The following is a 25,001-nucleotide window of genomic DNA, read 5'->3' as shown; positions in this document are numbered from 1 at the left end:
CCTATCCATTAACAGAATGAATGGCATTTTCCAAGCGCTGTTCACTCAGCGGCGGTACCATAATGGCACTTTCCCCGATAGACATATCACTTGTACATGGCAGCCATTTACGGCCCTCGATCAGATCGGACACAAAACCGTCCGTAATTTCAATCCCTATTATTGTATTTCCCAACTCCTGGTCAAAATAAACATCAGAGACACGTCCGAGCAGCAAACCTTCTTCGGTGAGCACGGACATCTCCTTCAATTTAGAACGACCAAGGAGGTATGTGTATTTTATGTCGTCGGCCCCCGTCTTGCGGACAGCCTGTTGATTACGGATCATGACGGCATCTTCGCCATAGGCAACGATATCTTCCCATTGCACCATTTTGACATGATTGGTAAACAGGCCCTTATTCTCAAGTTCAATGCCTTCAATCTCCCAATCATCATTCACAATGAAATCCTGGATTTTACCGACCTGCTTCCCATCCTCAACATCAAAAACGGCAAGTCCGATCATTTCCTGAAGCTTCATCGCTGGGTCCCCCTCATCTTCTTCACATTGTATAGGCGCGGCGCTATTGCTAGGTATGCCCAAAGTTGATGAATGGCAATCAGGACGCCGATCATCAAACCGCTTCTATATCAACCGATGAAAATGGAACTTCTTCCCCCCTTCTGTTCCATGTGTAAAGAACCCCTTAAGGTCTATTACGCAGCCGTTGAAGAATGGTTCCAATTTTTTCGGCGGTTGTGATGATTTCTTTTGTAGTATTACCCAACCCCCAGCTAAATCGAATCGCAGACTGTAAAAATGCTTCTGGCAAGTTCATCGCTCTGAGTACGTGGGATACTTCCAGGGAACCAGAAGTGCAAGCTGAACCACTGGCCACAGCGATCCCCTCCATATCCAGGTTCATCAGCATCGTTTCAGTAGATACCTCGGGAAAGCTGATATTAAGGATATTGGGGAGCGTGTGCTCATGGTGTCCGTTGACATGAAAACGTTCTGCGCCCACATGAATGGAAAGCTCGTCCAGCAGTAATTTTTTTAATTCCAGCGCATGTTGCAGGTGCTCCTCCGCATTCTCGGAAATGATCTTAAGTGCCTCTGCAAAACCTGCAATCCCCGCAATGTTCTCTGTACCTGCACGACGTTGTCGTTCCTGTAATCCTCCATGTGATCTGGCTTCCAATGTCACACCACGTCTAACATACAGCGCGCCCACACCCTGGGGCCCGTTAATTTTGTGCGCTGAGAAGCTGATCAGATCTACAGGCAAGTCTGTACAGGAAATGGGCTGGCTGCCCAGTGCTTGAACCGCATCTGTATGAAATAAAATATCATGCTGACGCGCGAGTTCACCAACCTCACGAATCGGCTGAATCGTGCCTACTTCGTTGTTGGCATACATCATTGTTATCAGCACGGTGTCAGGCCTGATGGCTTCACGCAGTTCCTCCATCTTGATGCGTCCGGACTCGTCCACAGGCAGATAGGTCACATCGTATCCCTGCCGCTCAAGTTCCTGGCATGAATGCAGTACAGCATGATGTTCAATCTCCGTTGTAATCACATGTTTGCCTTTGTCTGCTCTGGCAGCAACCACCCCGAAAATCGCCAGATTGTCGCTCTCTGTCCCGCCACCTGTAAATACAAGCTCGTCCGGTTTACATCCCAAAGAGGCCGCGATCCTGTCTCTTGCTCCACTGACCGTGCGTTTGGCTTCACGTCCAAAGGCATGAATGCTGGATGGATTCCCATATTGCCCTGTCATCACATTCATCATCGCTTCTGCGACGCGCGGATGCATAGGTGTCGATGCGGCGTGATCTAAATATATACGATTCATCGTTATCACCCCGTTAGTTGTTAGATTTTATGATGTCATTGTATTTCTTAGTCTGGTATGAAAATTAGTCAAATGCAAACATGTCGCACCGTCTTTTATAATGCAAATATAAAGTCACTGGAAAACCATTGATGAAAGGACAGGCTGGCTTGCTAATGCTTTTATCTCTGTTGGCACGGCTAAAGCCCCCATTTATTTGGGGGCTTTAGTGTGCTGTCTAGATGATCAACCTATGATCTTCATTAACTTAAATGTAGAACATGTACGAATCTTTCTTCTCCTGATCCTCAAACGTAATCAGATCTTTCAACGTTGTTGAATCCAATACATTGGCAATGCTATCACGGATGCGCAGCCACAAATCACGTTTGGCCGGGTCATCTTCTTCCGTAAAGTCCACTGGCGAGATCGGTCCCTCCAGTACACGAATAACATCCCCTGCGGTCATGGTTGCAGGGTCACCTGCTAGAATGTAACCGCCATATGCACCGCGGATACTCTTAACAAGACCAGCATTGCGCAGCGGCGCAATCAGTTGCTCCAGATAATGTTCGGAGAGCTGGTTTCGCTCAGCAATGCTCTTCAAGGATGTTGGACCTTCGCCGGTTCTTGCAGCCAGCTCCATCATAATGGTGAGGCCGTAACGGCCTTTTGTCGATATTTTCAAAGGAGTCACCTCTTTCAATTTTCAAAAAAACATGGATGGAACGTAAGTGTTTCACTGTTCTCAAGCGCTGTTTCTTTATGCAGTTTCTCTATACACTTTCTCTATGTGGTTCATGACCGTTAACCCCGTGATTTCGCCAGACGAAACTCAGGTACGACAGGCCTCAACCATCTAATCCTCCGTATTCCGATCATAACCCTCAAGTAATGTTAACATATCTGCATGCGTTATGGAAAAGAAAGATTGACGATATTGCAAAATGTGCGCCTGGAGTGGACACTATCCAAAATTGGCCGGGTGTATCGTAAGTTCGGTCGGGTTATGCTAGAATAGTAACGAAACACATTTATATATAGAAATGGTGATAACGATGTCCAAAGCAAATGAAAATACACGGGTCGTCGTTGGCATGTCCGGAGGTGTGGATTCATCGGTTACCGCATTGCTTCTGAAAGAGCAAGGTTACGATGTCATCGGCATTTTCATGAAAAACTGGGATGATACGGACGAGTTCGGCCATTGCACCGCTGAAGAAGATTCAGAGGATGTGCGCCGGGTATGCGAACAGATCGGCATTCCGTACTACACTGTCAACTTCGAGAAAGAATACTTTGATAAAGTATTTACCTATTTCCTTGATGAATATAAGTCGGGTCGTACGCCGAACCCGGATGTCATGTGTAATCGTGAGATCAAATTCGGCGAGTTCCTGAACAAAGCGCTGGATCTCGGCGCAGATTATGTAGCCACAGGTCACTATGCACGTCTCATTGAAGAGGACGGCACGTTCAAGTTGCTGCGCGGCGTGGACAACAACAAAGATCAAACTTACTTCCTGAATGCTCTTAATCAAAAACAACTCTCCAAAGCCATGTTCCCGATTGGCCACTTGCCTAAACCGGAAGTGCGCAAAATTGCTGAAGCCGCCGGTCTGTACACAGCCAAGAAAAAAGACAGCACAGGCGTATGCTTTATCGGCGAACGCAACTTCAAGGAGTTCCTGAGCAACTATCTGCCAGCCAAAGGCGGGGACATGGTTGATATCGTAACTGGTGAAGTCAAAGGCCGTCACGACGGTCTGATGTACTACACTTTGGGTCAACGTCAAGGACTTGGCATTGGCGGTTCCGGCAACGGCGAGCCTTGGTTTGTCGCGGATAAAAACCTGGAGAAAAATCAATTGCTCGTGGTGCAAGGCGATGCTCATGCCAGCTTGTACTCTACAGGTCTGACAGCTACCGGCGTAAACTGGATTGCCGGTGCAGAGCGCACACCGAATGTGCCTTTCCGCTGCACAGCCAAGTTCCGTTATCGTCAACCGGATCAGGGCGTTACATTGACCTGGCAGGAGGACGGCAGTGTAGATGTACAGTTTGATCAACAGCAAAAAGCGATCACACCAGGACAAGCCGTTGTTTTCTACGACGGAGAGGTTTGCCTCGGCGGTGGTACGATTGATCAGGTACAGAAGGTCCCTGTACCCGCGATGCAATAACAGGACTTACTCATCACTTGAGAGTGGTGAAGTCAATTCCATGTATTCCTACAAAAAAAGCCGTCTTTCATGTAATACCATGAAGGATGGCTTTTTTCCTGCTTTTTTTGCAAAAAATTCAAAATATTTAACTTATGCAGTGATCCAGACTCCTGCCAGACAACCTAACACGCCCACCACCACAGAACTCACCACGTAAATACCCGCTCTGGTTTGTCGCTGTTGCGCCATCAACGTTAATGTTTCATACCCGAAGGTAGAGAACGTAGTGTACGCTCCGCAGAAGCCGGTTCCCCATACTACCCAAATCTCGTCTGGCAAATTCCCTGCTTGATGACCGCCATACAACATTCCCAGAATAACAGAACCGCTGATGTTAATCATCCACGTTCCCCAAGGAAAAGAGGTGCCAAGTTTGCGGGAGACAACCTTTCCCAGACTGTAACGGAGCAGCGCACCTAATACACCCGCTAATCCAATCCAGATCATCATCGGGCATCACCCTCTTCGGAGGAGATACTTAGCATTCGGTTACCCAGCTTGATGCCAAGGGCGCAAAGCACCAGTCCTGCCAACACGCTTAAAAGGAGATAAGCCACGGCTTTGATCCATTCTCCGCTCTCCGATAAACGAACAATATCGAGTGTAAATGTGGAAAAGGTCGTGAAAGCTCCAGTAAATCCTGTGCCAATGGCGAGGCGGAGATGTGGTGTTATTTTTTCCGGAATAGCCACGGTAAAAAACCAGCCCAAAAACAGGCTGCCGATCGCATTAATCAACAGCACTGCCCAGGGAAAACCTGCATTAGCCGAGGGGATCATCAGTTGAATGGTGTACCTGGTTAATGTGCCCAGAAACCCGCCGGCTCCAATATATGCTAACTCTTTCATCTCTACAGTTCCCTGCGCCGTTGTTGATTAATCCTGATCTTCGACTCATTCCCCTGCTCTGTCGCCTCATAAAAAACTCTTCGAGACAGCTGTTTTGGCAGATACTCCTGTTTCACATAATGTCCCGGATAGTTATGAGGATACTGGTATCCTTCATGTCCCAGCTTCGCGGCACCCGAGTAATGGGTATCCCTCAAATGCAGCGGCACTTCGGCCGATTTCACCTCATCAATGGCACTCATCGCTTTGGATATTGCTGTATATACTGCATTGGACTTCGGACTTTCCACCGCAAACAATATAGCTTGCGCAATGTTTAGCTTGGCCTCCGGCCAGCCGTTATTTCGGTACGCATCAAGCGCTCCTATTGCTTGGGTCATCGCCTGTGGATTCGCCAGTCCAATGTCCTCACTACTTGCTGCAATCAGGCGCCGGATGAACGTCATGGGGTCCATGCCCAGCTTCTCCACGGCATATAGGAACCAGAATAACGCTGCATCACTCGAACCACGAATGCTTTTGTGAAAAGCGGATAATACGTCATACTGCGTGGACTCGTCTGCCTTGACAATGGGACGACGGATCGACTCTTCCGCAACAGCCAGCGTGATGTGAACCGTTCCATCCTGCTCAGGCGGTGTCGTTAGCGCAGCAAGCTCCAGAGCATTCAGGGCACGGCGAATATCGCCATTCGCCATCGTAGCAATGTGCGCCAGCGCTTCATCATCGGCTTTCAGTTCCATAAACCCAAGGCCTTTATCCGCATCGCTTAACGCTCTGCGCATCGCAATCAGGGAATGTTCCTTATTTAGGGATTCCAGTTGAAAAAGGGTAGAACGGCTCATCAAAGCTCCGTTCACATAATGAAACGGGTTCTCCGTCGTTGCACCGATAAAAATAATCGTTCCCTTCTCCACCGCAGGCAGCAGTGCATCTTGACGTGAACTGTTAAAACGATGTACCTCATCGAGGAAGAGAATCGTTTTGGTTCCGTACAGCTGCTTGTTCGTCTGCGCTTGCTCAATCACTTCACGTACGTCCTTCACAGAGGCATCCACAGCATTCAGTCGCACAAATTGTCCTTGAGTATGCTGCGAGATGATGTGAGCAAGAGTGGTCTTGCCACATCCTGGCGGGCCGTACAGTAGAATGGATGAGATCTGATCCGCCTCAATGGCCCGGCGTAGCAGCTTTCCTGGCCCGATAATCTGTTCCTGTCCAATATATTCATCCAGATGCTCAGGCCGCATGCGGTCTGCGAGCAATCTGGCCTGTGGTTGTGTATCCTGTTGAAACGAAAATAAATCCATGGTTTTATCACTTCCTTAAAGGGTTGCCAAATCCAATAAACACGACTTTACAATTATACTTTTTATATATCCTTACAACTTTTTAGCGTAGGATATCACATTCAGCTAATCTCCACTCGCTATCATATCATTCCTGCGGAAGCATAGCCATAAATGCCCCAAGCGCACTGCTGACAAACGCATCCTTACGAGTAATAAACCTTGTCATCATACGGTTCATTCCGGCAGGAAGAGCATGTTTACGCAGCAGGCCGTTTTGGATTTGCTGCCGTATGACGATTTCAGGCAGTAAAGAGATGCCCATTCCAGAGGTTACACCACTGATAATGGCCTCGAGCGTCCCAAATTCCATAATAACGGGTCGATGAATACCGCTCAGAAGCATCCAGTCCTCCAAAATTTTACGGTAAGAGCACCCCATACTGTAAACTAGTATCGGCTTTCGGATCAGTTCCTCCTCTTGCAGACTTGGAGACGAAATAACAAAAAGTTCCTCATCAAACACATCCACAGATTTAATATCAGGATGGTCGCAAGAACAGCCAATAAATGCACCTTCCAATTCATACCCGATAACCTGATCAATAAGCATTTGTGAATGACCTGTAGCCAGAGCTAGTGAAACATCTGGGTAATGGCTGTAATACTCCGCTAGGAGACGCGGCAGCCTTACCGCAGCGGCCGTCTGTATCGACCCAATTTGCAAAGGGCCAGATGGTGTATTAGTAGCCTGAAGTGCTTTGGATGCATCGTTCAACAGTCCAATGATTTTATCTGCGTAAGATAGCAGCGTTTGTCCCGCTGGAGACAATGTCATTCCCCGATTGTGACGGATAAATAATGGCGTACCTACTTCAGCTTCCAAATGCCTGATGCGTGCCGTAACGTTGGATTGGACATACCCTAGCTTGGCTGCAGCTCTGGTCAGATTTCCTACCTGGGCAACACATTGAAATATTCGAAGATCCCCGCTCTCCATCATGCCTCCACTCTGACATCATTCAAAATGATATCCAGTTCATTTGTAATCATTATACTCTCTTGCCAGACCGTACTACAATGAGGACATATCCATTGAGTTCATTCGTTGTCTCCGAATGGTTGAATATCTGTGATTTGCTTGTCAAACCACATGATGATGATCAATGGAGACTCTTGTTCAATGGTTGAGAGCAAAGAAGGAGTGTTTGAAATGACATACTGGACAAATAGAGTGGTTTTCATTACAGGCGGAGGAACAGGTATAGGCCGGGCGGTCAGTACCTTGCTGGCTGAACGCGGTGCACGGGTCGCATTGAGCTATTCCCGATCCCAGAAGGCCGCAGAAGAAACCGTCCAGCACATCCTCAATCAAGGCGGGCAAGCATTTTGCATTCAGGGGAACATTGCAAATGATGATGAGGTACGCCGAATGGTCACCAACGTAACCGAAATCTATGGCCCCATCACCGACCTTGTGAATAATGCTGGCATGACCCATCATATCCCCCTGGGCGATCTGGAGGCCATCACAGATGGTATCTGGAACGAACTGATGGATGTGAATGTGAAAGGTATGTTTTATTGTGCTCGTGCCGTAACACAAGGAATGAAGCAGGCCGGTGGAGGTGCCATTGTTAATATGGGCAGTATTGCTGGCAGCACTGGTTCAGGTTCTTCTCTTCCCTATGCTGTATCCAAAGCAGCAGTCCATGGTCTGACCCTATCTCTGGCTCATGCACTCTCTCCACACATTCGGGTGAATGCCATCATTCCCGGAGCTGTCTCCACACGTTGGTGGGCTGGCAATGAGGAACGAATGCACCAACTCGGGGGACAATTATTGCTGCAGCGAATCGCTCAGCCAGAGGACATTGCCCACATGGTCTGCGCTGCTCTTGAACAGCAATCCATGACAGGGCAGCTTATTACTGTCGATGGAGGACAGACATTATGAGCACAACAATTCATAATCCTGCTAGAGCGGCACGCATACCAACTTCCTTAAGACCCGGCAAATACATCCTATTGATTATTGTGACAACACTCATTATGGGGACTTCTTTTCCTGTAGGTAAAATAGGGCTCAGTTATGCACCACCTTTTCTACTGATGGGCTTGCGCTATATACTAGCGGGCGGTTTAATGGCTTTGGTCTTGCGTAAGCGTGCTTTACCAAGGGGATGGCGAGCTTGGGGCAAAATTATTCTCATCGGCTTGTTTCAATCCGCCGGGGTGATGGGCTGCGCCTATTACAGCATGAATTGGATTTCATCCGGTGAGTCGGCCATTATCACGTTTACGAATCCACTGATCGTCATTGTTCTCAGTGCGTTGCTATATAACCTGAGCTATCGATCAAGCCAATGGATTGGCGTAATTGTTGGGTTTGTCGGCATTTTGGTTACCTTTGGGTGGCATATGAGCTTCAACCCCGGAACCTGGATCGGTTTTGGCGGAGCGATTTCGTTTGCCATATCCACCTTGCTGATTAAACGCTGGGGTGTCGATTATGATACTTTTGTGCTTACCGCTTATCAGATGCTTGCTGGAGGTTCAGCATTGCTTCTGATAAGCGTATGGACGGAGCAGCCTCATTTTACAGTAACTACAGTCTCCATCATATCGTTGTTATATCTTACGCTGATTTGTTCCATCATGCAGTTTTCCCTCTGGTTTTATCTGTTACAGAACAGTGATCCCGCTCAGACCAGCAGTTATTTGTTTCTTGCACCGTTCTTCGGCGTGCTATCAAGCTGGTTTTTGATAGGCGAACAGATTCAATGGTTTGTCGGGGCTGGAGGCGTCCTGATCGGGGTGGGCATCTATCTGGTAAACCGCCGTTCAGCTAAGAAGAAACAAGCCGCATCTCGCTTTGTAAACCTCGGATAAAAAAGTTGTCTTCATCATCCTATGCAAAAAAGGCATGCGTCAGGGTTAACCTGCGTCATGCCTCTATATCGATATAGCTTAGTGCTACGTGATCTATTCGACTATAAAACAGCCTCATCCGGCCAGCCTTGAATCGTAACCTGCTCCCCCTCGGGATTATGTGTTGCCGCGGCATACGCTGGCATGTCGCCGTCGTGAAATAACCACAATTCGTGCAATGCCCGCGTACAGCCGACATAAAGCAACTTCGCATCACCTGCGCCAGGCAAATAGTGCTGCTCATCGACATCAGCTACAATCGCTACATCAAATTCAAGTCCTTTGGACAGATACACAGGCAAAATGGAATGTCCGCCACTGTACTGCTTTTTGCCACCGTCGATCAGATTCAATTCCCAGCCTGTCGCCTGAAGCTCACGATGAAGCTCTTCGGCTTCACGCAATGTCCGCGTCAGAATGGACACCGTCCGATAATCTTTCGAGGTAAGCACCTTCAGCGCCCGTTCCAGGCTCTCCGTTCGCCCTTCACTTCCATAAGCCAAAGTACGCACCGGATCACCGCTCCGGAACACCGGAATTGCCGTGATCCCACTCTTCACACCCTGATCCAGGATGGTATTGGCATAATCAATGATTTCCATCGTGGAACGATAGCTTCGGGTTAAGGCAAAATACGCATTCTGTTCTTCCGGGAACAACGAACTCATCTCTTCCCAGGTATGAACACCGCGGTACTCATGAATACCTTGGGACAAGTCTCCCAAAATGGTGAAAGAATGCCCTTTCACGAACTGATCCAGCAGCGCAACGTGAAATGGAGAGAAGTCCTGAGCTTCGTCAATGACAACGTGGTCAAAACGCTCCGTTCCTTCAATGTCATGCACCAACGTATGGATATAAACCAGTGCCGGCAGATCCTCTTCTCGAATGACATCCTGTTTCAGGTCTGCACCCGTTTGTTTCATGATCGCTTTAGGTATTAAGCTGCTTAGCTCTGCAGGCACAGCCCCGCCTTTCGCCGCCTTGAACAGCTGTTTGTACAGCGTCAGCGGATTGTACTCAGGCCACTTTTTGGCATAGGATTTCTCCCGAGTTGCCGCCTTCTTCTTACGTTCTTTGCGCACCGTGTCTGGCATCGGCTTTTTCAATTCCATCTCGATCCAGCGGTGAACCCGTGCCATGACCCGCTCTTTGCGTTTGGCCAGCGGATAATGTTTGTACTCCGTCCCAAACCAGTTATCGATTTCCTGTTTACTGAGCACCGCACCGTCCCATGGACTGAAATCACCATCCGGCACAGATGCTTCCTCCATCCCCGATAACCACTCCCGAATCAGTTCCATGAAACGAATTGAGCCTTTGTAACGTCCAGGGACATCATCATTCAGCTCAGGCCGAGCAGCAGGGGTTTCGAACCACGTCTGTAGCGTCTCTGACGCATCTGCAAGCGGCATATCCAGACCTAGCAGATTCATCGCCCAATCGGGAAAAGTCTGCTGCTGAATATCCCCTACACCAAGCTCTGGCAATACATCGGAGATGTAATCCAGAAACATATGGTTGGGTGCAAAAATAACCATTTTCTCCGCCGACACCTGCTCCTTGTACTGGTACAGCAAAAAAGCAAGACGATGCAGGGCCACTGTTGTTTTTCCTGATCCGGCGACTCCCTGAATGATCAATGCGGTGTTTCTCGCCGCCCGAATGATCTGATCCTGCTCGGCCTGGATCGTGGATACGATGTCACGCAGCTTATTGTCCTTATTTTCACCAAGTCGGTACACGAGGAACTCATCGGATACGGCGGGCTGGTCACTGTCCCGGTTATACGTATCTGCCACTCGCTCCAGTATGCGCTGACGAATCACGACATTTCGTTTCAGATACACCAGACCTTCAATCAGCCCTTCAGGGGCTTCATACGTTGCAGAGGCTTCTCCTCCGGTAAAAGAGTAAAACAGGCTCGCGACAGGAGCGCGCCAATCGATCACAAGCGGATGCTCGCCGATCTCTTCGCGGTCTACGCCGATTTTGCCAATATACAGCGGTTTCCGTTCACCACTGCCCTGCTCTTCGAAATCCAAGCGTCCGAAATAGGGTTGTTGCGCGCTCTTGGACAAGGCATTCCGGCGTTCTTCACGTCCGGCTTCCAGCACTTGCTCCGTGAAATCGTGACCGGTATACACCGGAAAGTTCCGCAGCCGTGTGAGCTGACGATCCACTTCTTCCATCGTTCGCGCTAACCTGTACTCTTCTTCTTGATAGGCACTTTGAAAGCTGTCTGACATGTTTCAGTTACCTCCTAAGAATATATGTTTGCTCTGCATCGCTGTAGATCGCGCAATACAAAAGGATATCCAATATATCACAAAGGGTAACTGAAAGCCATATCAATTTTCCATATGAACAAAACAAACCATGAAGTCCTAACCAAAAAAAAGAAGGACTCTGCTGAGTGATACCTTCACAGGTACCGCAGAAATCCTTCGATCCTCATCCCTCTATCTATTGAGCGTTACTCTTTGTTTCGTATTTCCCCATTGCTGCTTGCATTGCCGTCTCCATCCTGCGCCACAAACTGCTTTTGCGCCAGTTCACGATAAACTGGATGCGTGCCGATCAGCTCCGCATGAGTTCCTGTCCCGGTAACATGACCGTGCTCCAGCACAACAATCTGATCTGAATCCACAACAGTAGACAATCGGTGTGCAATGACAATGGTAGTTCTGCCCTCCATTAGATTAGATAACGCCTGCTGAACTTCGTATTCGGATGTACTGTCCAGACTGGAGGTAGCTTCATCCAGCATCAGAATATCCGGGCTGCGAAGCAACGCACGGGCAATAGCGATCCGCTGACGCTGGCCCCCGGATAACTTCATTCCGCGTTCGCCCACTTCGGTGTCAAACCCTTGTGGCAGTTTGTCGATAAAGTCAGCCGAATAGGCCATCTCCGCGGCTCTTCTGATCTCCTCCATGGTGACTTCACGATTGAGACCATAAGTGATGTTGTCTTTGATCGTACCCGCCATTAGTGGACTTTCCTGTGATACATAGCCAATTTTACTACGCCATGAGGCCAAGGAATAATTAGTTATCTCTTCTCCGCCATAGGAGATGTGACCTGAGTCGGGAATATAGAACTGCTCCAGCAGTGAGAACAGCGTAGACTTACCGCTTCCGCTCGGACCCACAATGGCTGTTACTTTGCGAGTCGGCACCGTTAGATTAATGCCGTGCAGCACTTCTTCACCTGCAACATAAGAGAAATGTACGTTGTGAAATGCAATCGTGTCATTACCTTGTGGAGCTCGTTTTGTGCTGTGATCTGGTTCCTCCTCATCCGCAAGAATCGCCTGAATGCGCTCGGTAGCACCTACGACTTTTTGCAAACGTGAGTACAACGTTGTGAACTGTCCCATTGGCATAATAACCTGGAACAGCAACAGAATGAATGCAACCAGTTCCCCCGGCGACAGTAGCCCCGAAGCAACCCGCATCCCCCCGACACCAAGAATAACGACGAGCACAGCCGTCATAACAAAAGTAAACAAAGGCCCGATCAACGCCAGAATACGTGCTTCCTGTAATCCAAAAGCAAACATTTTACGAATGCGGGAATCTCCCGCCTCGGATTCCTGCTTCTCGGTTCCGTACGCTTTGACCAAACGAATTTCACTAATCACCTGACTGAGCACCGATGTCAGTCCAGCCATCTCATCCTGCTGTTTTTTGGAGATTTTGTACATTTTTCTGCCCACAGGCAACAAGATCAGCATGGTCAGCGGCACCAGGCTTAGAATGATGAGTGACATCACCCAGTCCAGATAAAATAGCAGTGCCACCCCACCGATTACCGCAACGATGTTGGAGACAAATGATACAAGATAATCCGCAATTAACGTCATAATCTGACTGGTGTCATTGGTGATACGACTCATCGTATCCCCCGTACGATTGCGGTCGAAATATGGCATGCGGAGTGACAGTACCTTGTTCCACAGCTTGGTGCGAAGCGTCGCCACGACACGTTGCCCAGCGTAATTCAACATATAGATGCTAATTCCTGAAGCAATGGCTTGAATCACAAACGCCCCGAGCAACAGAAATATAACCGATTTATTTAGAGCTGATGTGGTCAGTCCGTCAATGAGTCCTTTGGTCATCAAAGGAACGATGAGTCCCGCCGTCGTTTGAATCAAGGTCAAGATGAGAGCCACGGTCAGGATCAATTTTGGCGGATTCGTGGAAGCGATCAGTCTAACAAAATCCTTGAATCCTTTTGTTCCGACTTTCGGCTTATTCGACTCCGAGTGTTGCTGTTCTTGCATTCCCTGTTCTTCCATCCATCTTCCTCCCGTTCTCTATCTCTCATCACTACGTTTTACAAAATACCATGTAATACAAAGTTCGCCAGGAACAGAATCGAAATGCCATACATGACGACAGGCACTTCTTTTCCTTTTCCGGCAGCCAGTTTTGCCAGCAGGTATGCGATAAATCCAAAGGCCATCCCATCCACAATGCTGTATGTAAAAGGAATCATAACCATGATCAGAAACGCCGGAAACGCTTCGGTAAAATCGCTGAAATCCATGTCTCTGACACCCTGTACCATCAAACCACCGATGATGATCAAAATAGGTGCAATCGCACTGTCGGGAATATATCCGAGCAGTGGGATGAAGAAAAAGGTCGCGCCGAACAGCACAGCTGTTACAAGCGGAGTCAAACCCGTGCGGCCACCTGCCGCGATGCCCGCTGTAGTTTCCGCTGCCGCTACCGGCGGACTGCTCCCCAAGATACCAGCCAGTACGGTGCTAACTGACAGTGCACGCAGACTGCCCTTGAAACGTTCCGGACGACCAATCATATTTGTTTGCGCGGTGATGAGCCCGATATTTTCAAACACAACGATTAACAACAGCAGAAAAACAGCAATCCAGAATGCAACATCTGCCAGCTTCATCAGAGATAATTCACCAAACAGACCACCATATTGCCGCAGTGCTTCCATTGCAGATACCGCTTCGCCGGGATGTACCGCTCCGAGCACGTAAGCAAGTCCTGTCCCAATTAAAATACTGATAAGCAGACCGCCTTGAACATTTCGGATAAATAAAATAACGGCGAGCACAAGTGTTACACAGGCTGTAATGACATTGGGATCATTGAAGTGTCCTATAGCAACAAAGGTTGTCTGATGGGCAATCACAATGCTGCTCTTTTGCAATCCGATAAAGGTTAGAAACAATCCGATCCCAACTGTGATGCCATGTTGCAAATTTTTCGGGATCGCTTCGCTGATCATTTTGTATAACGACGTAAAGGCAACGACAGCAAACAAAGCACCAGTAACAGCCACTACAGCCAGTGCTTCTTGCCAAGTCAGCTTCATCGAGTGTACAAGTGTATATGTGAAAAATGCGTTAATTCCCATGCCTGGCACCACGACAATCGGTGATTTACCTCCGAAAGCCATAAGTAAACAGCCTGCAATGGATGTGAGCAACGTACCTACCATCGCTGCCTGCAGCGGCATCCCCGCATCAGAAAGAATCTTGGCATTCACCATCACAATATAAACGACGGCAAAATAAGATATGGAACCAGCCACAATTTCCTTCTTCCACTGATCTTCTGGTTCCATGCCCAGTTGTCTGGACAACCACCCGTGTTTCATTCGTTCTGTTCCCCTCTCTGGCCGCAAATCATTATGTATGTATCATCATTTCGCGCAGCACACCATATCATACACCGTTTTCACGGTGAAGTACATGACGTAATCCTGACGTATCGAATCCCCTCTTAATTTAGTTATCCATGCAATGAAAAAAGAATAGAACCAAAAAACGCAGGTGCTCGCAGCACCCGCGCTTCATTCGGTTGATCTTATACAATGTTAATTGATTTGATCTGATATGTTGTTTGCTTAAGCCTCTGACTTCTCCGCTTTTTCAAGCAGATCTTTCACTGCAACACTGACCATAATCAGACCAGCTACCGGCGGGACAAAAGCGTTACTTGCTGGTGGCTGTTTCGCTTTGCGAATCTCCGGCGCATTCTCGGGAACGATCTTCTGCGTCACGTCTGCGCGTGGCTTCAATGGCTCCTCGGTAGAGAATACCACCTTCACGCCCTTTTTGATGCCGTCTTTACGCAACTTGGTGCGCACCACTCGGGCAATCGGGTCCATGGACGTTTTCGAAATATCCGCCACCTGGAACTTCGTCGGGTCCATTTTGTTGGCAGCGCCCATGCTGGAGATGATCGGAATTTTGCGTTTTAGGCACTCTTTAATGAGATGTATTTTGTAGATAATCGTATCGGAAGCATCCAGCACGTAATCCAGATCGTACTTGAACAATTCCTCATACGTTTCTTCGGTATAAAACATGTTGAGCGCAATGGCGTCACATTCCGGATTGATCAATTTCACACGCTCTACCATCAAGTCGGCCTTTTTCTGACCTACCGTGGTGGTAAGTGCATGAATTTGACGGTTGATGTTCGTGATATCCACTACATCTTTGTCAATCAGGATGATTCGGCCAACGCCGCTGCGGGCAAGTGCTTCTACAGCAATCCCGCCCACACCGCCGATGCCAAGTACGGCTACCGTGCTATTTCTGAGCGTATTCAGACCTTCAGGTCCGATCGCAAGCTCTGTTCTTGAAAATTGATGGAGCATTGAAAATCGATGCCTCCTTTATTTCTTTTCCGCGACAGGTTTACGGGCTACACGGATGTGAAGTTGTTCGAGTTGTGATCCATCCACTTCGGAAGGTGCATTCATCAACAGATCGGTTGCACTTGCCGTTTTCGGGAAGGCAATGGTTTCACGCAGATTTGTGCGTCCTGCCAGCAGCATCACAAGACGGTCCAGACCAAAGGCGATACCGCCATGTGGTGGTGTACCATATTCAAATGCTTCGAGCAGATAACCGAATTTATCGTTAGCTACTTCCGGTGTAAGTCCAAGCGCAGCAAACATTTTTTCCTGTACATCACGTTTGTAGATACGCATTGAACCGCCACCGACTTCATAACCGTTTAGAACAAGGTCATAGGCTTGGGCACGGATTGCGCCCGGGTCTGTGTCGAACAGATGTACATCTTCGTCTTTTGGACGTGTGAACGGATGGTGTTCCGCCACATAACGTTTTGCTTCTTCATCATAGCCGAGCAGCGGGAAGTCCACAACCCAAGCAAACTTGAACTTGCTGTCATCAATCAGACCGAGTTGACGTCCGATTTTCAGACGCAAGGCACCGAGGACATCAGCAACCACTTTTTTGGTGTCAGCGGAGAAGAGTAACAAGTCGCCTTCTTCAGCGCCTGTACGTTCTTTAACAGCTTCAATCTCTTCCGGTGTAAAGAACTTCACGATTGGCCCTTTGAACTCGCCGTCTTTCACTTGAATCCAAGCAAGACCTTTAGCGCCGTAACGAGCAGCGAATGGTCCCAGATCGTCGATCTCTTTACGGCTCCACGTACCACAGCCTTTGGCGTTCAGTACTTTCACTTCGCCGCCTTTTTCGATAACGGAAGCAAATACTTTCACACCGCTGCCTGCTACGATATCATTCATTTCCACCAGTTCCATGCCAAAACGCAGATCTGGTTTGTCGGAACCATATTTGCCCATTGCATCAGCATACGTAATCCGTTGGAATGGCAATTCCAGCTCAATACCTTTTGTTTCACGCAGCAATTTCGCCATCAACTGTTCCATCATTGGCAACAGGTCATCTTGTTGCAAGAAGGATGTCTCGATATCGACTTGAGTGAACTCCGGTTGACGGTCTGCACGCAAATCTTCATCACGGAAACAACGAGCAATTTGGTAGTAACGCTCAAGTCCACCAACCATCAACAATTGTTTGTAGATTTGTGGGGATTGTGGCAGGGCGAAGAATTCTCCTTCATGCACACGGCTTGGTACGAGATAGTCACGCGCACCTTCCGGCGAGCTCTTGGTCAGGATTGGTGTTTCCACCTCAACAAACTCTTCTCCGTCCAGGAAGTCACGGAACACTTTGGACGCTTTGGAACGCAGTTTCAATGTTTCGAACATTTCCGGACGACGCAGGTCCAGGTAACGATATTTCAAACGCAGGGATTCGTCTACTTCAACACCATCTTCAATGAAGAATGGAGGTGTTTTCGCTGCATTCAACACTTCGATTTCCGTAATTTGAACTTCGATCTCGCCTGTTGACAAGTTTTTGTTTACAGTCTCTGCATCACGTTTAACCACTTTACCCGTTACCGCGATGACATATTCACTGCGTACACGATCTGCGATCTGCAATGCTTCACCGGAATATGCCGGGTTAAAAACAACTTGTACAATACCGCTGCGGTCACGCAGATCGATAAACAGTACGCCCCCCAGGTCACGACGGGTCTGTACCCAGCCGTTCAATGTTACCGTTTCACCGATATGTGCGTTTGTTAATGCGCCGCAATGATGACTTCTTTTCATAACCAAACTCCTCTTATGTGAAATTTCCGTTCTGTGCAGACAAGCATGTAGCCCGCCTTCCACAATCCGGTTACGTGAAGATATATATTTGAAAGGCATCCTGTCTCTGGAGATTACCGTCCGTACAACCGGAATCCATTCACCATAGCCACTTGCCGATTCTACAATTGTCGTTCCATCGTAGGTTCTTAATTGTTTCCGCGTACCGTTGCCACCAGATCATCCAGCTTCACGGTCTGCTGCTCACCTGTATCCATCGCTTTGAGTGAAATCTCGCCACGCTCCAGTTCGTCATCCCCAAGGATCGCCGTATAGCGAGCTTTGAAGCGGTCTGCTGATTTCATCTGTGCTTTCATCTTGCGGCCCAGATAATCACGTTCACCGGATAAGCCGGATTGACGTAACTTGAACAACAGTCGATTGACCTCACGATCCGCCGCCTCACCTAGAGCGACAAAATATACGTCCAGCGGAGCAAGTGTTGTTACTTCAATGTTCTGGTGCTCCAGAATGAGCTGAATGCGCTCCAGCCCAATACCAAAGCCGATGCCCGGCTGATCGGGTCCGCCGATATCACCAACAAGACCATTGTATCTGCCACCGCCACCAACGGTATCAATGGCTCCGATACCTTGTGCCTTTAACTCAAATGCAGTGAGAGTGTAATAATCAAGCCCTCTTACCAGACGGTTGTTCACCGCATAGTCTACGCCGAAATCGTCCAGATACCCCTGCAGTTTGGCAAAATGACTTAATGATTCTTCATCCAGGCTGTCCAGGATGGACGGAGCTCCAACGAATTTATCCTGATCCACCTTACAATCCAGTACACGCAGTGGGTTACGCTCCATCCGGGACTGGCAGTCTTTGCAAAGTGTGTCCTTCATTGGTCTAAGGAAACCAAGCAGTGTCTCGCGGTATTCCGCCCGACTTGTTGCATTCCCCACCGAGTTAATTTCCACTTTGACATCCTTCAGGCCAAGCTCTACACACAGCTGGTAGCCAAGTGCAATGACTTCGGCATCAATTGCCGGATCAACTGCACCAAGAGCCTCTACACCAAACTGGTGAAACTGACGCTGACGGCCAGCCTGCGGACGCTCATACCGGAACATTGGTCCGATATAATACAGCTTGCTCACATCCGGTTCGCCATAAAGCTTATTCTCCACGTAAGCACGAACCACACCTGCTGTGCCTTCCGGACGAAGTGTCATGCTGCGATTGCCTTTGTCATCAAAGGTATACATCTCTTTCTCAACGATATCTGTCGTTTCTCCTACGCCTCGTACAAACAAGGATGTCTGCTCGAAGATCGGCGTGCGAATCTCGCGGTAATTAAAGCGTCGACACAGATCCCTTGCTTTCCCTTCCACATACTGCCATTTCTCGACTACACCAGGCAGCAAATCCTGCGTTCCTGTCGGTTTCTGAAAACCCATCTGTATCCCTCCAGCATTGATTTTCTCTGTAAACGTTAAGATATTCCACGATTCCCACTACGCGGACAGAAAACCTTTCAATCGCTGTTATCCCCAAATTTTTTTGAATAAAACTTTAAAATGTTAAAATTCGGTGATAAAGGCGAACGCTTCGCTTTTCCAGGTTTTTTTCTGTCCTCTCCGTTCTTCGTGTAAATCTCATATCTTAACTAAAAAACAAAAAAATCCCTCGCCCTGTTTGCTCATATACAGCAAACAAAGGGACGAGAGATTGTATATACATTCACCCGTGGTACCACCCACATTCCGGAAGCCTGAGCCTATAGCCGTTCAGGTTGTCACTGTTACGTCAGGATGTGTTCAATGCTACATCCAGATCAACAGCTCTTCCGCTCTACGTATAACGCACGTCATGCGCAGGCCGGCTACTAAGATCCGCAGATTGTCTCTGCCTTGTTCGCCGTCTGTTCTCGGGGAAGTCATTCGTCCGCTCATCAAGAGAATCCTTACAGCCTTGGGGATTCCTCTCTGGTCATGTGGGTACGGAGTACTTGGTCCCGTCATCAAATCAGTCATATTATTCAAAAAAACGACTTTAGTTGACTATAGTCAACGTATTATTTTCTGATTGTAATGAACCGCAGTACTAAAGTCAAGGGCTAACATGCAAAGATAGAAAAAAAATAACCTGCACACGGTGTGCAGGTTCAAAGGATATATAAAAAAAGGGGGTCATGTCTGTTATTATAAACGCACATTGTTAAAGGCTTGTGTTACTAACATTACAGGAGTATTACATTTTTGAAAACCGTTTCATGGAGGTTAGTACACAATGCCTGATAACAATAGAGAGAATTTGATTTCATTAATAGACTGGCTTAGTTTCACGGTCAAAACCATGGCTCATGAATCGGAGCACGGCACGATCCGGACGGCGGTAACCGTGAACGATGTATGTATGCTCTTAAATATTCCGGAATCTGAGTTTGTTGATATGCCGCGGGGACTCCATGGTTACCATTATCAGAAAGTGTGTGGAGACATTCGCATCTTGTACGGTGGCACGGGTGATATGGGAATCCATGTACAGATGTCCGGTCAAGGCTGTCGTCAATGGGAAACGTACTTTGGCGATCAGTGGGACGCTTTAATAGAAGAACTACTGAATCATGACGCTAAGATCAGTCGAATTGATTTAGCTGTGGATGATATCCGATATCATGACGATAAGCCGTATTTCAAAGTTGGCGACCTGATCCGTAAGGCGAAAAAGGGTTTATGTCGTAGCAAGTGGCGATCTGCACAGCCAACGGAGAAAATTAAACTGGCTGATGGGTCTAGCCATGGTAAAACTATCTATTATGGTTCTCCTACATCTAAAATGCAACTCCGTATATATGAAAAGAATTTTGAGCGTGTGAATGCTGGTAAAGAACTTGAAGAAGGCCTCACCGCTTGGAACCGGATTGAGTTACAGCTTTCTGATGATCGGGCACAGACTACAGCTGAGTTTATAACGAAAGGTACAACGACAGGCGAAATTATATTCGGCATATTGTCTCACTACATTAATTATGTAGATGATAACGGTGACAGTAATAAAGCGCGCTGGCCTATATCGGAATTTTGGTTGGACTTCCTGAACGATGCCGCGAAGCTTCGACTTGCTTCCAAGGCTCCAGATAAGACGATCCCGATCAAAGAGGGCTGGCTCCATAATCAAGTTTCAGCGACTCAGGCTGAGGTCTGGTACGCCATGGGCAGTCCAGGCGAAGAGTATTTTGTCGATATGATGGAACGTGGCCTACTCAAAATGAGTGAAGCCCAATGGAAACGTGCGGAAGCTTTCCGCGAAATGATGGAAGTCGAACGTGCTCATGATATTGCTGGTAGAGCGAAACGCTATGATCAGTACAGAGAAAACCGTGATTTGGCGATTGCGGAACATCAAAAACGACTGGCACAGCAGCATTATGAGCATGAAAAAAGAGACGCGGGAACGTCTCAATCTCCAGACCTAAAAAAATAGGACATATTTACCTGTTTCAAGCCTAAAAAACCCAAAATTTTCGTTGGCAAATGTCGGGTCTTGTACTATACTATAGGAAGAAACTTATTTACCAACTTAATTAAATATCAGAAAGGCGAACTGCTTCTTGGCGGACTCAGTTAGCCTTTCCTATGAGACATACTGTGTGAACCAGTGTGTCTCGTTACATTTAGTATATCCCGTTATATGCTACAAATAAATCAGAACACATGTTCTGTAACTACGTCCGCCAATTGGTGGGCGTTTTTTTATGCATAAAAATATCAATGTGATGAATAATTATTCACCGCAAATTTGAATGTTTATGCAACGAAAAATGCCAAAAATTAAATGTGAACAAATTGTGAACATTGTGCTGGAACATGAAACAACGTATTGGAAACCTGAAACATTGTATTGGATCGTGAACACTGATCTTCGGATCGTTCAAATATAAAAATCTAAAACCCAGAGGAGAAATGAAAAATGGATAACATGAAGGTTGTCGTATTGGGTGCCAACCGTTACAGCTTTGATGATGAAAAAACAGGTCGCACGGTTGAAGGATGTAAAGTGCATTATATCAGTCTTGATAACTCAACAGGTGATAATGAAATAGGTTCGATCCCTATGTCTCAGAATATGGAATACAGCTTTTTTAACAAGATTGGACAAGTTCCTGGAATTTATGAAGCAGTAACGGCTCTTGATATGAGAGGTAAAAAACTTGGCATCAAGATTGTTGACTTCAAATTCATTGATCCAGTTACATTCGAAATGCCCGTTAAAGCCTAATTCATGGTTTGTATATTCCATGAAGGGAGGTGAAACAGCATATGGGTACAATTCCAGTAGTTACATTGGATTACAATCTGGCAGACGTTGCGACTTCCACGTCGAACTGGTTCAGCAGTCAATGGTTGATCCTCGCGTTCTCGATCGCGATCCCACTCTCTTTCTTCGTGGCACATCGTATCAAAGGACTTTTCCAGTAATGAAGAAAGGAGATTCACTTCATGGAAGAACAACAACCTGTGCAACCTGATCCCGTAGCTGGAACCGATCCTGTAATTTTACCGGATGTAGAGCAACAGCCGATCATTTATGACATTAAACAGGAAGTTGGGTCGGCTCTTAATGAGTTCTACCGTTCTCACGTAGAAGGGAATCTCCAAATCTTCCACTCCCTGACGATCGGGGAGATAATGATCTGTATTTTACTGGCTGCTATCATTTTGTTGCTCGTGTTCAAATGGATCTGGGAGGCGGTGCGTTATTAGCGCGTTAGTGGATTCTTACTTTCTCCTTGGCTTGCCTCTTGTTCTCATTGTACTGGGCGCACTTGCGGCAAGCTGGGTAAGGTTTGTGAGCCGATGAAGCAACTACTACTGGAAGGATTTACGCTTGTGTTCGGTGGTGATTATGTCATTGCCCTACTCGTTAGCGGAATTACGTTTGTGGTTGCCGTCATATCACTTCTCGCCATCCTCAAAGCTTGGGGGCGTTATGCTTGACTTTTACACTTAAGATGTCGTCGATTTTGCAATATGCGTACAACATGTTTTCCAGTTTCAGTCCATTGGTCTATCTGTATGCCGGAGCAGGATTAGCCATTTGGATTATCTTTAAAGTGATTAACAACGTTAAGTGAGGGATTTGCTACATAGTGATCGTGTCCCACAAATTCCGGACGGGCCACCGATCAGTGATCTTTTTGCGAATCTCGCTCTTAACTGGGATACACTCACCCCTGTTCTTTCCCTGCTATTCGGGATATTGTTCGGGACGTGGCTGTTGAAAAAATTTAGAAATAATGAATAGGAGTCTGATCTTATGGGCGGTACAGGTGGCACTATCCCAGTAGTTACGCTGGATTATAATCTGGCTGACGTAGCTACTTCTACATCAAGTTGGTTTAGTTCTCAATGGCTGATTCTCGCGTTTTCCATCGCGATTCCGTTGTCCTTTTTCGTGGCACACCGGATCAAAGGTTTGTTCCAGTAACGGGGTCTTTCAAAGACCCTTTTTGATTAAATGATCACATGGGAGTTGTTGCCCTTGTCTGCTCTACTCGTTGTAGCGGCGGTGGTAATATCAATCATGCTTGGCAGAGATATTTATAAAGTCATGGATATACAGAAACAGTTATCAGATTCCCATTCACGTGCTTTATCAGGTAAAACTCATTTTGATAAGTCCTCGAACCTTGAACTACAGAGTAGATTCAGAGACATCGGGCTGGCAATTGGCGGCCTAGTCGTTATTTACCTGATTGCTGTTATCTGGCAAGCACAACTTGTTCCACAATCTGATATTGATTTGATGTACAGACGCCTATGAAACGTATTTTATATCTCTTGCCATTTGTGTTTGTCTTGCTTCCGTCACTTGCTTACGCTCAGGACATTAACCTGAGTAACTATCATTACATTCATTCGAACACATCTGGTTCGGGTCAACTCCTAAGTGATCGTGCTGATCGGACGGTCATTTATGGCGATAGCACCAATAATAACGGTGTCATTAAGCGCATTAAGTTTGGTTCAAACGGGCGTGAAAACACTCGGCTGTACTTGAAGTATCCTGATGGATCGACACAAGATGTGTCCGGCAATGACGTTATATTAGACCGTGAAACGTTGAGCATATCTATTGTTCTGGACAAGTCCACGAATAGTGAAACGTATGTGAAGGTTTTAACGGTATATGTTGACGATCCAGACGCACCGGAACAGCTTGCGTACAATTATACGCTCAATGCTCCGACGAATTGGGGTGATCGACCAGGATCAGATTCTCCGGGTTCAGGAACGGGAACGCCATTTTCCAAATATAAATTTTTCTACGTGCCATACAAAGACCAATATCGTTTGGATTATTGGGATGCTCCATCAAGTGCCGCTAGCGTAAAGCTTGTGTTTACAGCCGCATCGGGAGCCGTGTATGACAGAGAATGGCCTATTGATCAGGTAGGCGGCACACTGTATCTGACTTGCTCGGGTACATATCAATTGCAGTACCTTAACGCTTCCGGATCAGTCGTATCCTCTGTTGGTGGTTTACAAACCAGTCAGATACAACAAAACGTGTGCTCGTCGTTTCCCGAGCCTGTACCAAAGGATGATTTGAATGCAAAAGTCACAATGCCGGCTTGCACGGGTCAGGACAGTACTGGCCTACCAAAAGTATCATGGGATGCAACACCCGGAGCCAGTAGTTACGACATCTACAAAGACGGTCAAAAAATCGGAGAAACAACGGATACATCATATGACTTGCCCGGCGACGGTAGCTATAGCATTGTCGGCCGAGATCCAAACGGCAATGTGGTTGGAGAGTCAGACGTAAATACGCCTTACATTGGTGCATCTACGAACAGTGATGCCGATGCGATCTGTCAGTGTATCAGGGATTTACAGCCTACGCTCGACGAAATCCGTGATAACACCAAGGCAATTCATGATGAGTTAAAAACTACGAATGATGAATTGAAGAAAGCCAATGGTTCCTTGAAGGAAATCGTACGTCAGCTGACGCCGACTAGGGAATATGCTTTACCTGATCCGATCACGAAGCCCGATCTGTTTAAGCCGGATGATGTTATGCAAACACCGTATCAAAATAACCAAACGAACTTTACCGATCAGGGAGACGCAGCTACACCGGATGCGATGCCAGCGGCACCAGAACCCGAAGCCTGGTCTGATGAAAATGGTGTGAAGTTAAGACCGGATGCCCAAATGACGCCCGAAGCCGAACTTAGGCCAGAGCCTGAACTTACGCCGGAAACCGAACTATCGCCGGATCAAGAGCCAACTTTAGAACCGGAGCTGACGCCCGAACCCGAACGTACTCCTGATAGGGAAATGGTCGCTGATCCTGAAATGACGGCTGATCCTGAAATGCAGGTGCAAGTGGAAAATCATCCATTGCGCTGGGATTCGTCCCAATACCCATAGGGGTGGTGTT

At 47.4% G+C, this 25,001-nt stretch carries 25 protein-coding genes; 12 read left to right on the top strand and 13 right to left on the bottom strand.

Going from position 1 to position 25,001, the window contains the following annotated elements:
• Position 1: 1 nt before the first annotated feature.
• From EC604_RS22710 to cymR, 3 genes are all read right to left on the bottom strand, one after another.
• Positions 2-523, bottom strand: coding sequence for a PRC-barrel domain-containing protein (locus tag EC604_RS22710; RefSeq protein ID WP_090915545.1), 522 nt, complete (start codon positions 521-523; stop codon positions 2-4).
• A 166-nt stretch (positions 524-689) separates the two neighbouring features.
• Positions 690-1,841, bottom strand: a complete 1,152-nt coding sequence (locus EC604_RS22705) for a cysteine desulfurase family protein (RefSeq protein ID WP_123066319.1) — start codon at positions 1,839-1,841, stop codon at positions 690-692.
• Between the two features lie 247 nt (positions 1,842-2,088).
• A complete protein-coding gene (gene cymR / locus EC604_RS22700; protein WP_123066318.1) occupies positions 2,089-2,508 on the bottom strand; it encodes a cysteine metabolism transcriptional regulator CymR in 420 nt (139 codons plus the stop codon).
• A 370-nt stretch (positions 2,509-2,878) separates the two neighbouring features.
• On the opposite strand from cymR, the gene mnmA reads away from it, so the two are divergent.
• Positions 2,879-4,003, top strand: a complete 1,125-nt coding sequence (mnmA, locus tag EC604_RS22695) for a tRNA 2-thiouridine(34) synthase MnmA (RefSeq protein ID WP_123066317.1) — start codon at positions 2,879-2,881, stop codon at positions 4,001-4,003.
• A 132-nt stretch (positions 4,004-4,135) separates the two neighbouring features.
• On the opposite strand, the gene crcB (EC604_RS22690) is transcribed toward mnmA, so the two are convergent.
• The 4 genes from crcB (EC604_RS22690) to EC604_RS22675 all read right to left on the bottom strand — a co-directional run bounded on the left by crcB (EC604_RS22690) (position 4,136) and on the right by EC604_RS22675 (position 7,182).
• Positions 4,136-4,495: a fluoride efflux transporter CrcB gene (gene crcB / locus EC604_RS22690; protein WP_123066316.1), complete on the bottom strand. Its 360-nt coding sequence runs from the start codon at positions 4,493-4,495 to the stop codon at positions 4,136-4,138.
• Positions 4,492-4,893: a fluoride efflux transporter CrcB gene (gene crcB / locus EC604_RS22685; RefSeq protein WP_123066315.1), complete on the bottom strand. Its 402-nt coding sequence runs from the start codon at positions 4,891-4,893 to the stop codon at positions 4,492-4,494. Before crcB (EC604_RS22685) ends, crcB (EC604_RS22690) begins: the two co-directional genes overlap by 4 nt.
• A 2-nt stretch (positions 4,894-4,895) precedes the next feature.
• The gene (locus tag EC604_RS22680) at positions 4,896-6,203 is read right to left on the bottom strand and encodes a replication-associated recombination protein A (RefSeq protein ID WP_123066314.1); all 1,308 of its coding nucleotides are present in this window, start codon (positions 6,201-6,203) and stop codon (positions 4,896-4,898) included.
• A 127-nt stretch (positions 6,204-6,330) separates the two neighbouring features.
• Complete coding sequence (locus tag EC604_RS22675; RefSeq protein WP_123066313.1) at positions 6,331-7,182, bottom strand: LysR family transcriptional regulator; 852 nt, start codon at positions 7,180-7,182, stop codon at positions 6,331-6,333.
• A 213-nt stretch (positions 7,183-7,395) separates the two neighbouring features.
• On the opposite strand from EC604_RS22675, the gene EC604_RS22670 reads away from it, so the two are divergent.
• The gene (locus EC604_RS22670; protein ID WP_123066390.1) at positions 7,396-8,139 is read left to right on the top strand and encodes an SDR family NAD(P)-dependent oxidoreductase; all 744 of its coding nucleotides are present in this window, start codon (positions 7,396-7,398) and stop codon (positions 8,137-8,139) included.
• Entirely contained in the window at positions 8,136-9,074 is a 939-nt protein-coding gene (locus tag EC604_RS22665; RefSeq protein WP_123066312.1) for a DMT family transporter, read from the top strand. Before EC604_RS22670 ends, EC604_RS22665 begins: the two co-directional genes overlap by 4 nt.
• 101 nt (positions 9,075-9,175) lie before the next feature.
• Here EC604_RS22665 and EC604_RS22660 read toward each other — a convergent pair whose 3' ends face one another.
• The 6 genes from EC604_RS22660 to hisS all read right to left on the bottom strand — a co-directional run bounded on the left by EC604_RS22660 (position 9,176) and on the right by hisS (position 19,003).
• Positions 9,176-11,362 carry a HelD family protein gene (locus EC604_RS22660; RefSeq protein WP_123066311.1) on the bottom strand — a complete coding sequence of 729 codons (2,187 nt, stop codon included), beginning with the start codon at positions 11,360-11,362 and terminating at the stop codon, positions 9,176-9,178.
• A 227-nt stretch (positions 11,363-11,589) separates the two neighbouring features.
• Positions 11,590-13,419 (bottom strand): ABC transporter ATP-binding protein, encoded by a 1,830-nt coding sequence (locus EC604_RS22655; RefSeq protein ID WP_123066310.1) that lies wholly within the window; start codon positions 13,417-13,419, stop codon positions 11,590-11,592.
• A 38-nt stretch (positions 13,420-13,457) separates the two neighbouring features.
• Entirely contained in the window at positions 13,458-14,756 is a 1,299-nt protein-coding gene (locus EC604_RS22650; RefSeq protein ID WP_123066309.1) for an NCS2 family permease, read from the bottom strand.
• A 249-nt stretch (positions 14,757-15,005) separates the two neighbouring features.
• Positions 15,006-15,764, bottom strand: a complete 759-nt coding sequence (locus tag EC604_RS22645; protein WP_090915572.1) for a tRNA threonylcarbamoyladenosine dehydratase — start codon at positions 15,762-15,764, stop codon at positions 15,006-15,008.
• A gap of 18 nt (positions 15,765-15,782) precedes the next feature.
• Positions 15,783-17,561 (bottom strand): aspartate--tRNA ligase, encoded by a 1,779-nt coding sequence (aspS, locus tag EC604_RS22640; protein WP_123066308.1) that lies wholly within the window; start codon positions 17,559-17,561, stop codon positions 15,783-15,785.
• Positions 17,562-17,749: 188 nt separating this feature from the next.
• The gene (gene hisS / locus EC604_RS22635) at positions 17,750-19,003 is read right to left on the bottom strand and encodes a histidine--tRNA ligase (protein ID WP_123066307.1); all 1,254 of its coding nucleotides are present in this window, start codon (positions 19,001-19,003) and stop codon (positions 17,750-17,752) included.
• A gap of 832 nt (positions 19,004-19,835) precedes the next feature.
• Here hisS and EC604_RS22630 point away from each other — a divergent pair.
• The 9 genes from EC604_RS22630 to EC604_RS22610 all read left to right on the top strand — a co-directional run bounded on the left by EC604_RS22630 (position 19,836) and on the right by EC604_RS22610 (position 24,991).
• Positions 19,836-21,032 carry a replication initiation factor domain-containing protein gene (locus EC604_RS22630; RefSeq protein WP_123066306.1) on the top strand — a complete coding sequence of 399 codons (1,197 nt, stop codon included), beginning with the start codon at positions 19,836-19,838 and terminating at the stop codon, positions 21,030-21,032.
• 486 nt (positions 21,033-21,518) lie between these two features.
• Positions 21,519-21,827 carry a hypothetical protein gene (locus tag EC604_RS22625; RefSeq protein ID WP_123066305.1) on the top strand — a complete coding sequence of 103 codons (309 nt, stop codon included), beginning with the start codon at positions 21,519-21,521 and terminating at the stop codon, positions 21,825-21,827.
• 41 nt (positions 21,828-21,868) lie between these two features.
• The gene (locus tag EC604_RS30010) at positions 21,869-22,027 is read left to right on the top strand and encodes a hypothetical protein (protein WP_161557015.1); all 159 of its coding nucleotides are present in this window, start codon (positions 21,869-21,871) and stop codon (positions 22,025-22,027) included.
• 21 nt (positions 22,028-22,048) lie between these two features.
• Entirely contained in the window at positions 22,049-22,312 is a 264-nt protein-coding gene (locus EC604_RS22620; RefSeq protein ID WP_123066304.1) for a hypothetical protein, read from the top strand.
• Between the two features lie 93 nt (positions 22,313-22,405).
• The gene (locus tag EC604_RS30005) at positions 22,406-22,546 is read left to right on the top strand and encodes a hypothetical protein (RefSeq protein ID WP_161557014.1); all 141 of its coding nucleotides are present in this window, start codon (positions 22,406-22,408) and stop codon (positions 22,544-22,546) included.
• Positions 22,543-22,683: a hypothetical protein gene (locus EC604_RS30000; RefSeq protein WP_161557013.1), complete on the top strand. Its 141-nt coding sequence runs from the start codon at positions 22,543-22,545 to the stop codon at positions 22,681-22,683. Before EC604_RS30005 ends, EC604_RS30000 begins: the two co-directional genes overlap by 4 nt.
• 182 nt (positions 22,684-22,865) lie before the next feature.
• Positions 22,866-23,036, top strand: coding sequence for a hypothetical protein (locus tag EC604_RS29995; RefSeq protein ID WP_161557012.1), 171 nt, complete (start codon positions 22,866-22,868; stop codon positions 23,034-23,036).
• A 30-nt stretch (positions 23,037-23,066) separates the two neighbouring features.
• Positions 23,067-23,372, top strand: coding sequence for a hypothetical protein (locus tag EC604_RS22615; RefSeq protein ID WP_151458109.1), 306 nt, complete (start codon positions 23,067-23,069; stop codon positions 23,370-23,372).
• Positions 23,369-24,991, top strand: coding sequence for a hypothetical protein (locus EC604_RS22610; RefSeq protein WP_123066302.1), 1,623 nt, complete (start codon positions 23,369-23,371; stop codon positions 24,989-24,991). The genes EC604_RS22615 and EC604_RS22610 overlap by 4 nt, the downstream gene beginning before the upstream one ends.
• Positions 24,992-25,001 lie beyond the last annotated feature (10 nt).

This window comes from Paenibacillus amylolyticus, assembly GCF_003719335.1.
GTDB lineage: Bacteria > Bacillota > Bacilli > Paenibacillales > Paenibacillaceae > Paenibacillus > Paenibacillus amylolyticus_D.
This window is presented reverse-complemented; position numbering and strand designations above follow the sequence as displayed.

What these genes read in the sequence shown, in the direction of transcription:
- EC604_RS22650 (WP_123066309.1), bottom strand. Translation starts at nt 14,756, where the DNA reads ATGAAACACGGGTGGTTGTCCAGACAACTGGGCATGGAACCAGAAGAT.
- EC604_RS22705 (WP_123066319.1), bottom strand. Translation starts at nt 1,841, where the DNA reads ATGAATCGTATATATTTAGATCACGCCGCATCGACACCTATGCATCCG.
- EC604_RS22645 (WP_090915572.1), bottom strand. Translation starts at nt 15,764, where the DNA reads ATGCTCCATCAATTTTCAAGAACAGAGCTTGCGATCGGACCTGAAGGT.
- EC604_RS29995 (WP_161557012.1), top strand. Translation starts at nt 22,866, where the DNA reads ATGGGCGGTACAGGTGGCACTATCCCAGTAGTTACGCTGGATTATAAT.
- aspS (WP_123066308.1), bottom strand. Translation starts at nt 17,561, where the DNA reads ATGAAAAGAAGTCATCATTGCGGCGCATTAACAAACGCACATATCGGT.
- hisS (WP_123066307.1), bottom strand. Translation starts at nt 19,003, where the DNA reads ATGGGTTTTCAGAAACCGACAGGAACGCAGGATTTGCTGCCTGGTGTA.
- EC604_RS22665 (WP_123066312.1), top strand. Translation starts at nt 8,136, where the DNA reads ATGAGCACAACAATTCATAATCCTGCTAGAGCGGCACGCATACCAACT.
- EC604_RS22670 (WP_123066390.1), top strand. Translation starts at nt 7,396, where the DNA reads ATGACATACTGGACAAATAGAGTGGTTTTCATTACAGGCGGAGGAACA.
- EC604_RS22625 (WP_123066305.1), top strand. Translation starts at nt 21,519, where the DNA reads ATGGATAACATGAAGGTTGTCGTATTGGGTGCCAACCGTTACAGCTTT.
- EC604_RS22660 (WP_123066311.1), bottom strand. Translation starts at nt 11,362, where the DNA reads ATGTCAGACAGCTTTCAAAGTGCCTATCAAGAAGAAGAGTACAGGTTA.
- EC604_RS30010 (WP_161557015.1), top strand. Translation starts at nt 21,869, where the DNA reads ATGGGTACAATTCCAGTAGTTACATTGGATTACAATCTGGCAGACGTT.
- EC604_RS30005 (WP_161557014.1), top strand. Translation starts at nt 22,406, where the DNA reads ATGAAGCAACTACTACTGGAAGGATTTACGCTTGTGTTCGGTGGTGAT.
- crcB (WP_123066315.1), bottom strand. Translation starts at nt 4,893, where the DNA reads ATGAAAGAGTTAGCATATATTGGAGCCGGCGGGTTTCTGGGCACATTA.
- EC604_RS22610 (WP_123066302.1), top strand. Translation starts at nt 23,369, where the DNA reads ATGAAACGTATTTTATATCTCTTGCCATTTGTGTTTGTCTTGCTTCCG.
- EC604_RS22675 (WP_123066313.1), bottom strand. Translation starts at nt 7,182, where the DNA reads ATGGAGAGCGGGGATCTTCGAATATTTCAATGTGTTGCCCAGGTAGGA.
- EC604_RS22680 (WP_123066314.1), bottom strand. Translation starts at nt 6,203, where the DNA reads ATGGATTTATTTTCGTTTCAACAGGATACACAACCACAGGCCAGATTG.
- mnmA (WP_123066317.1), top strand. Translation starts at nt 2,879, where the DNA reads ATGTCCAAAGCAAATGAAAATACACGGGTCGTCGTTGGCATGTCCGGA.
- EC604_RS22620 (WP_123066304.1), top strand. Translation starts at nt 22,049, where the DNA reads ATGGAAGAACAACAACCTGTGCAACCTGATCCCGTAGCTGGAACCGAT.
- EC604_RS22630 (WP_123066306.1), top strand. Translation starts at nt 19,836, where the DNA reads ATGCCTGATAACAATAGAGAGAATTTGATTTCATTAATAGACTGGCTT.
- EC604_RS22710 (WP_090915545.1), bottom strand. Translation starts at nt 523, where the DNA reads ATGAAGCTTCAGGAAATGATCGGACTTGCCGTTTTTGATGTTGAGGAT.
- EC604_RS22655 (WP_123066310.1), bottom strand. Translation starts at nt 13,419, where the DNA reads ATGGAAGAACAGGGAATGCAAGAACAGCAACACTCGGAGTCGAATAAG.
- EC604_RS22615 (WP_151458109.1), top strand. Translation starts at nt 23,067, where the DNA reads ATGATCACATGGGAGTTGTTGCCCTTGTCTGCTCTACTCGTTGTAGCG.
- crcB (WP_123066316.1), bottom strand. Translation starts at nt 4,495, where the DNA reads ATGATGATCTGGATTGGATTAGCGGGTGTATTAGGTGCGCTGCTCCGT.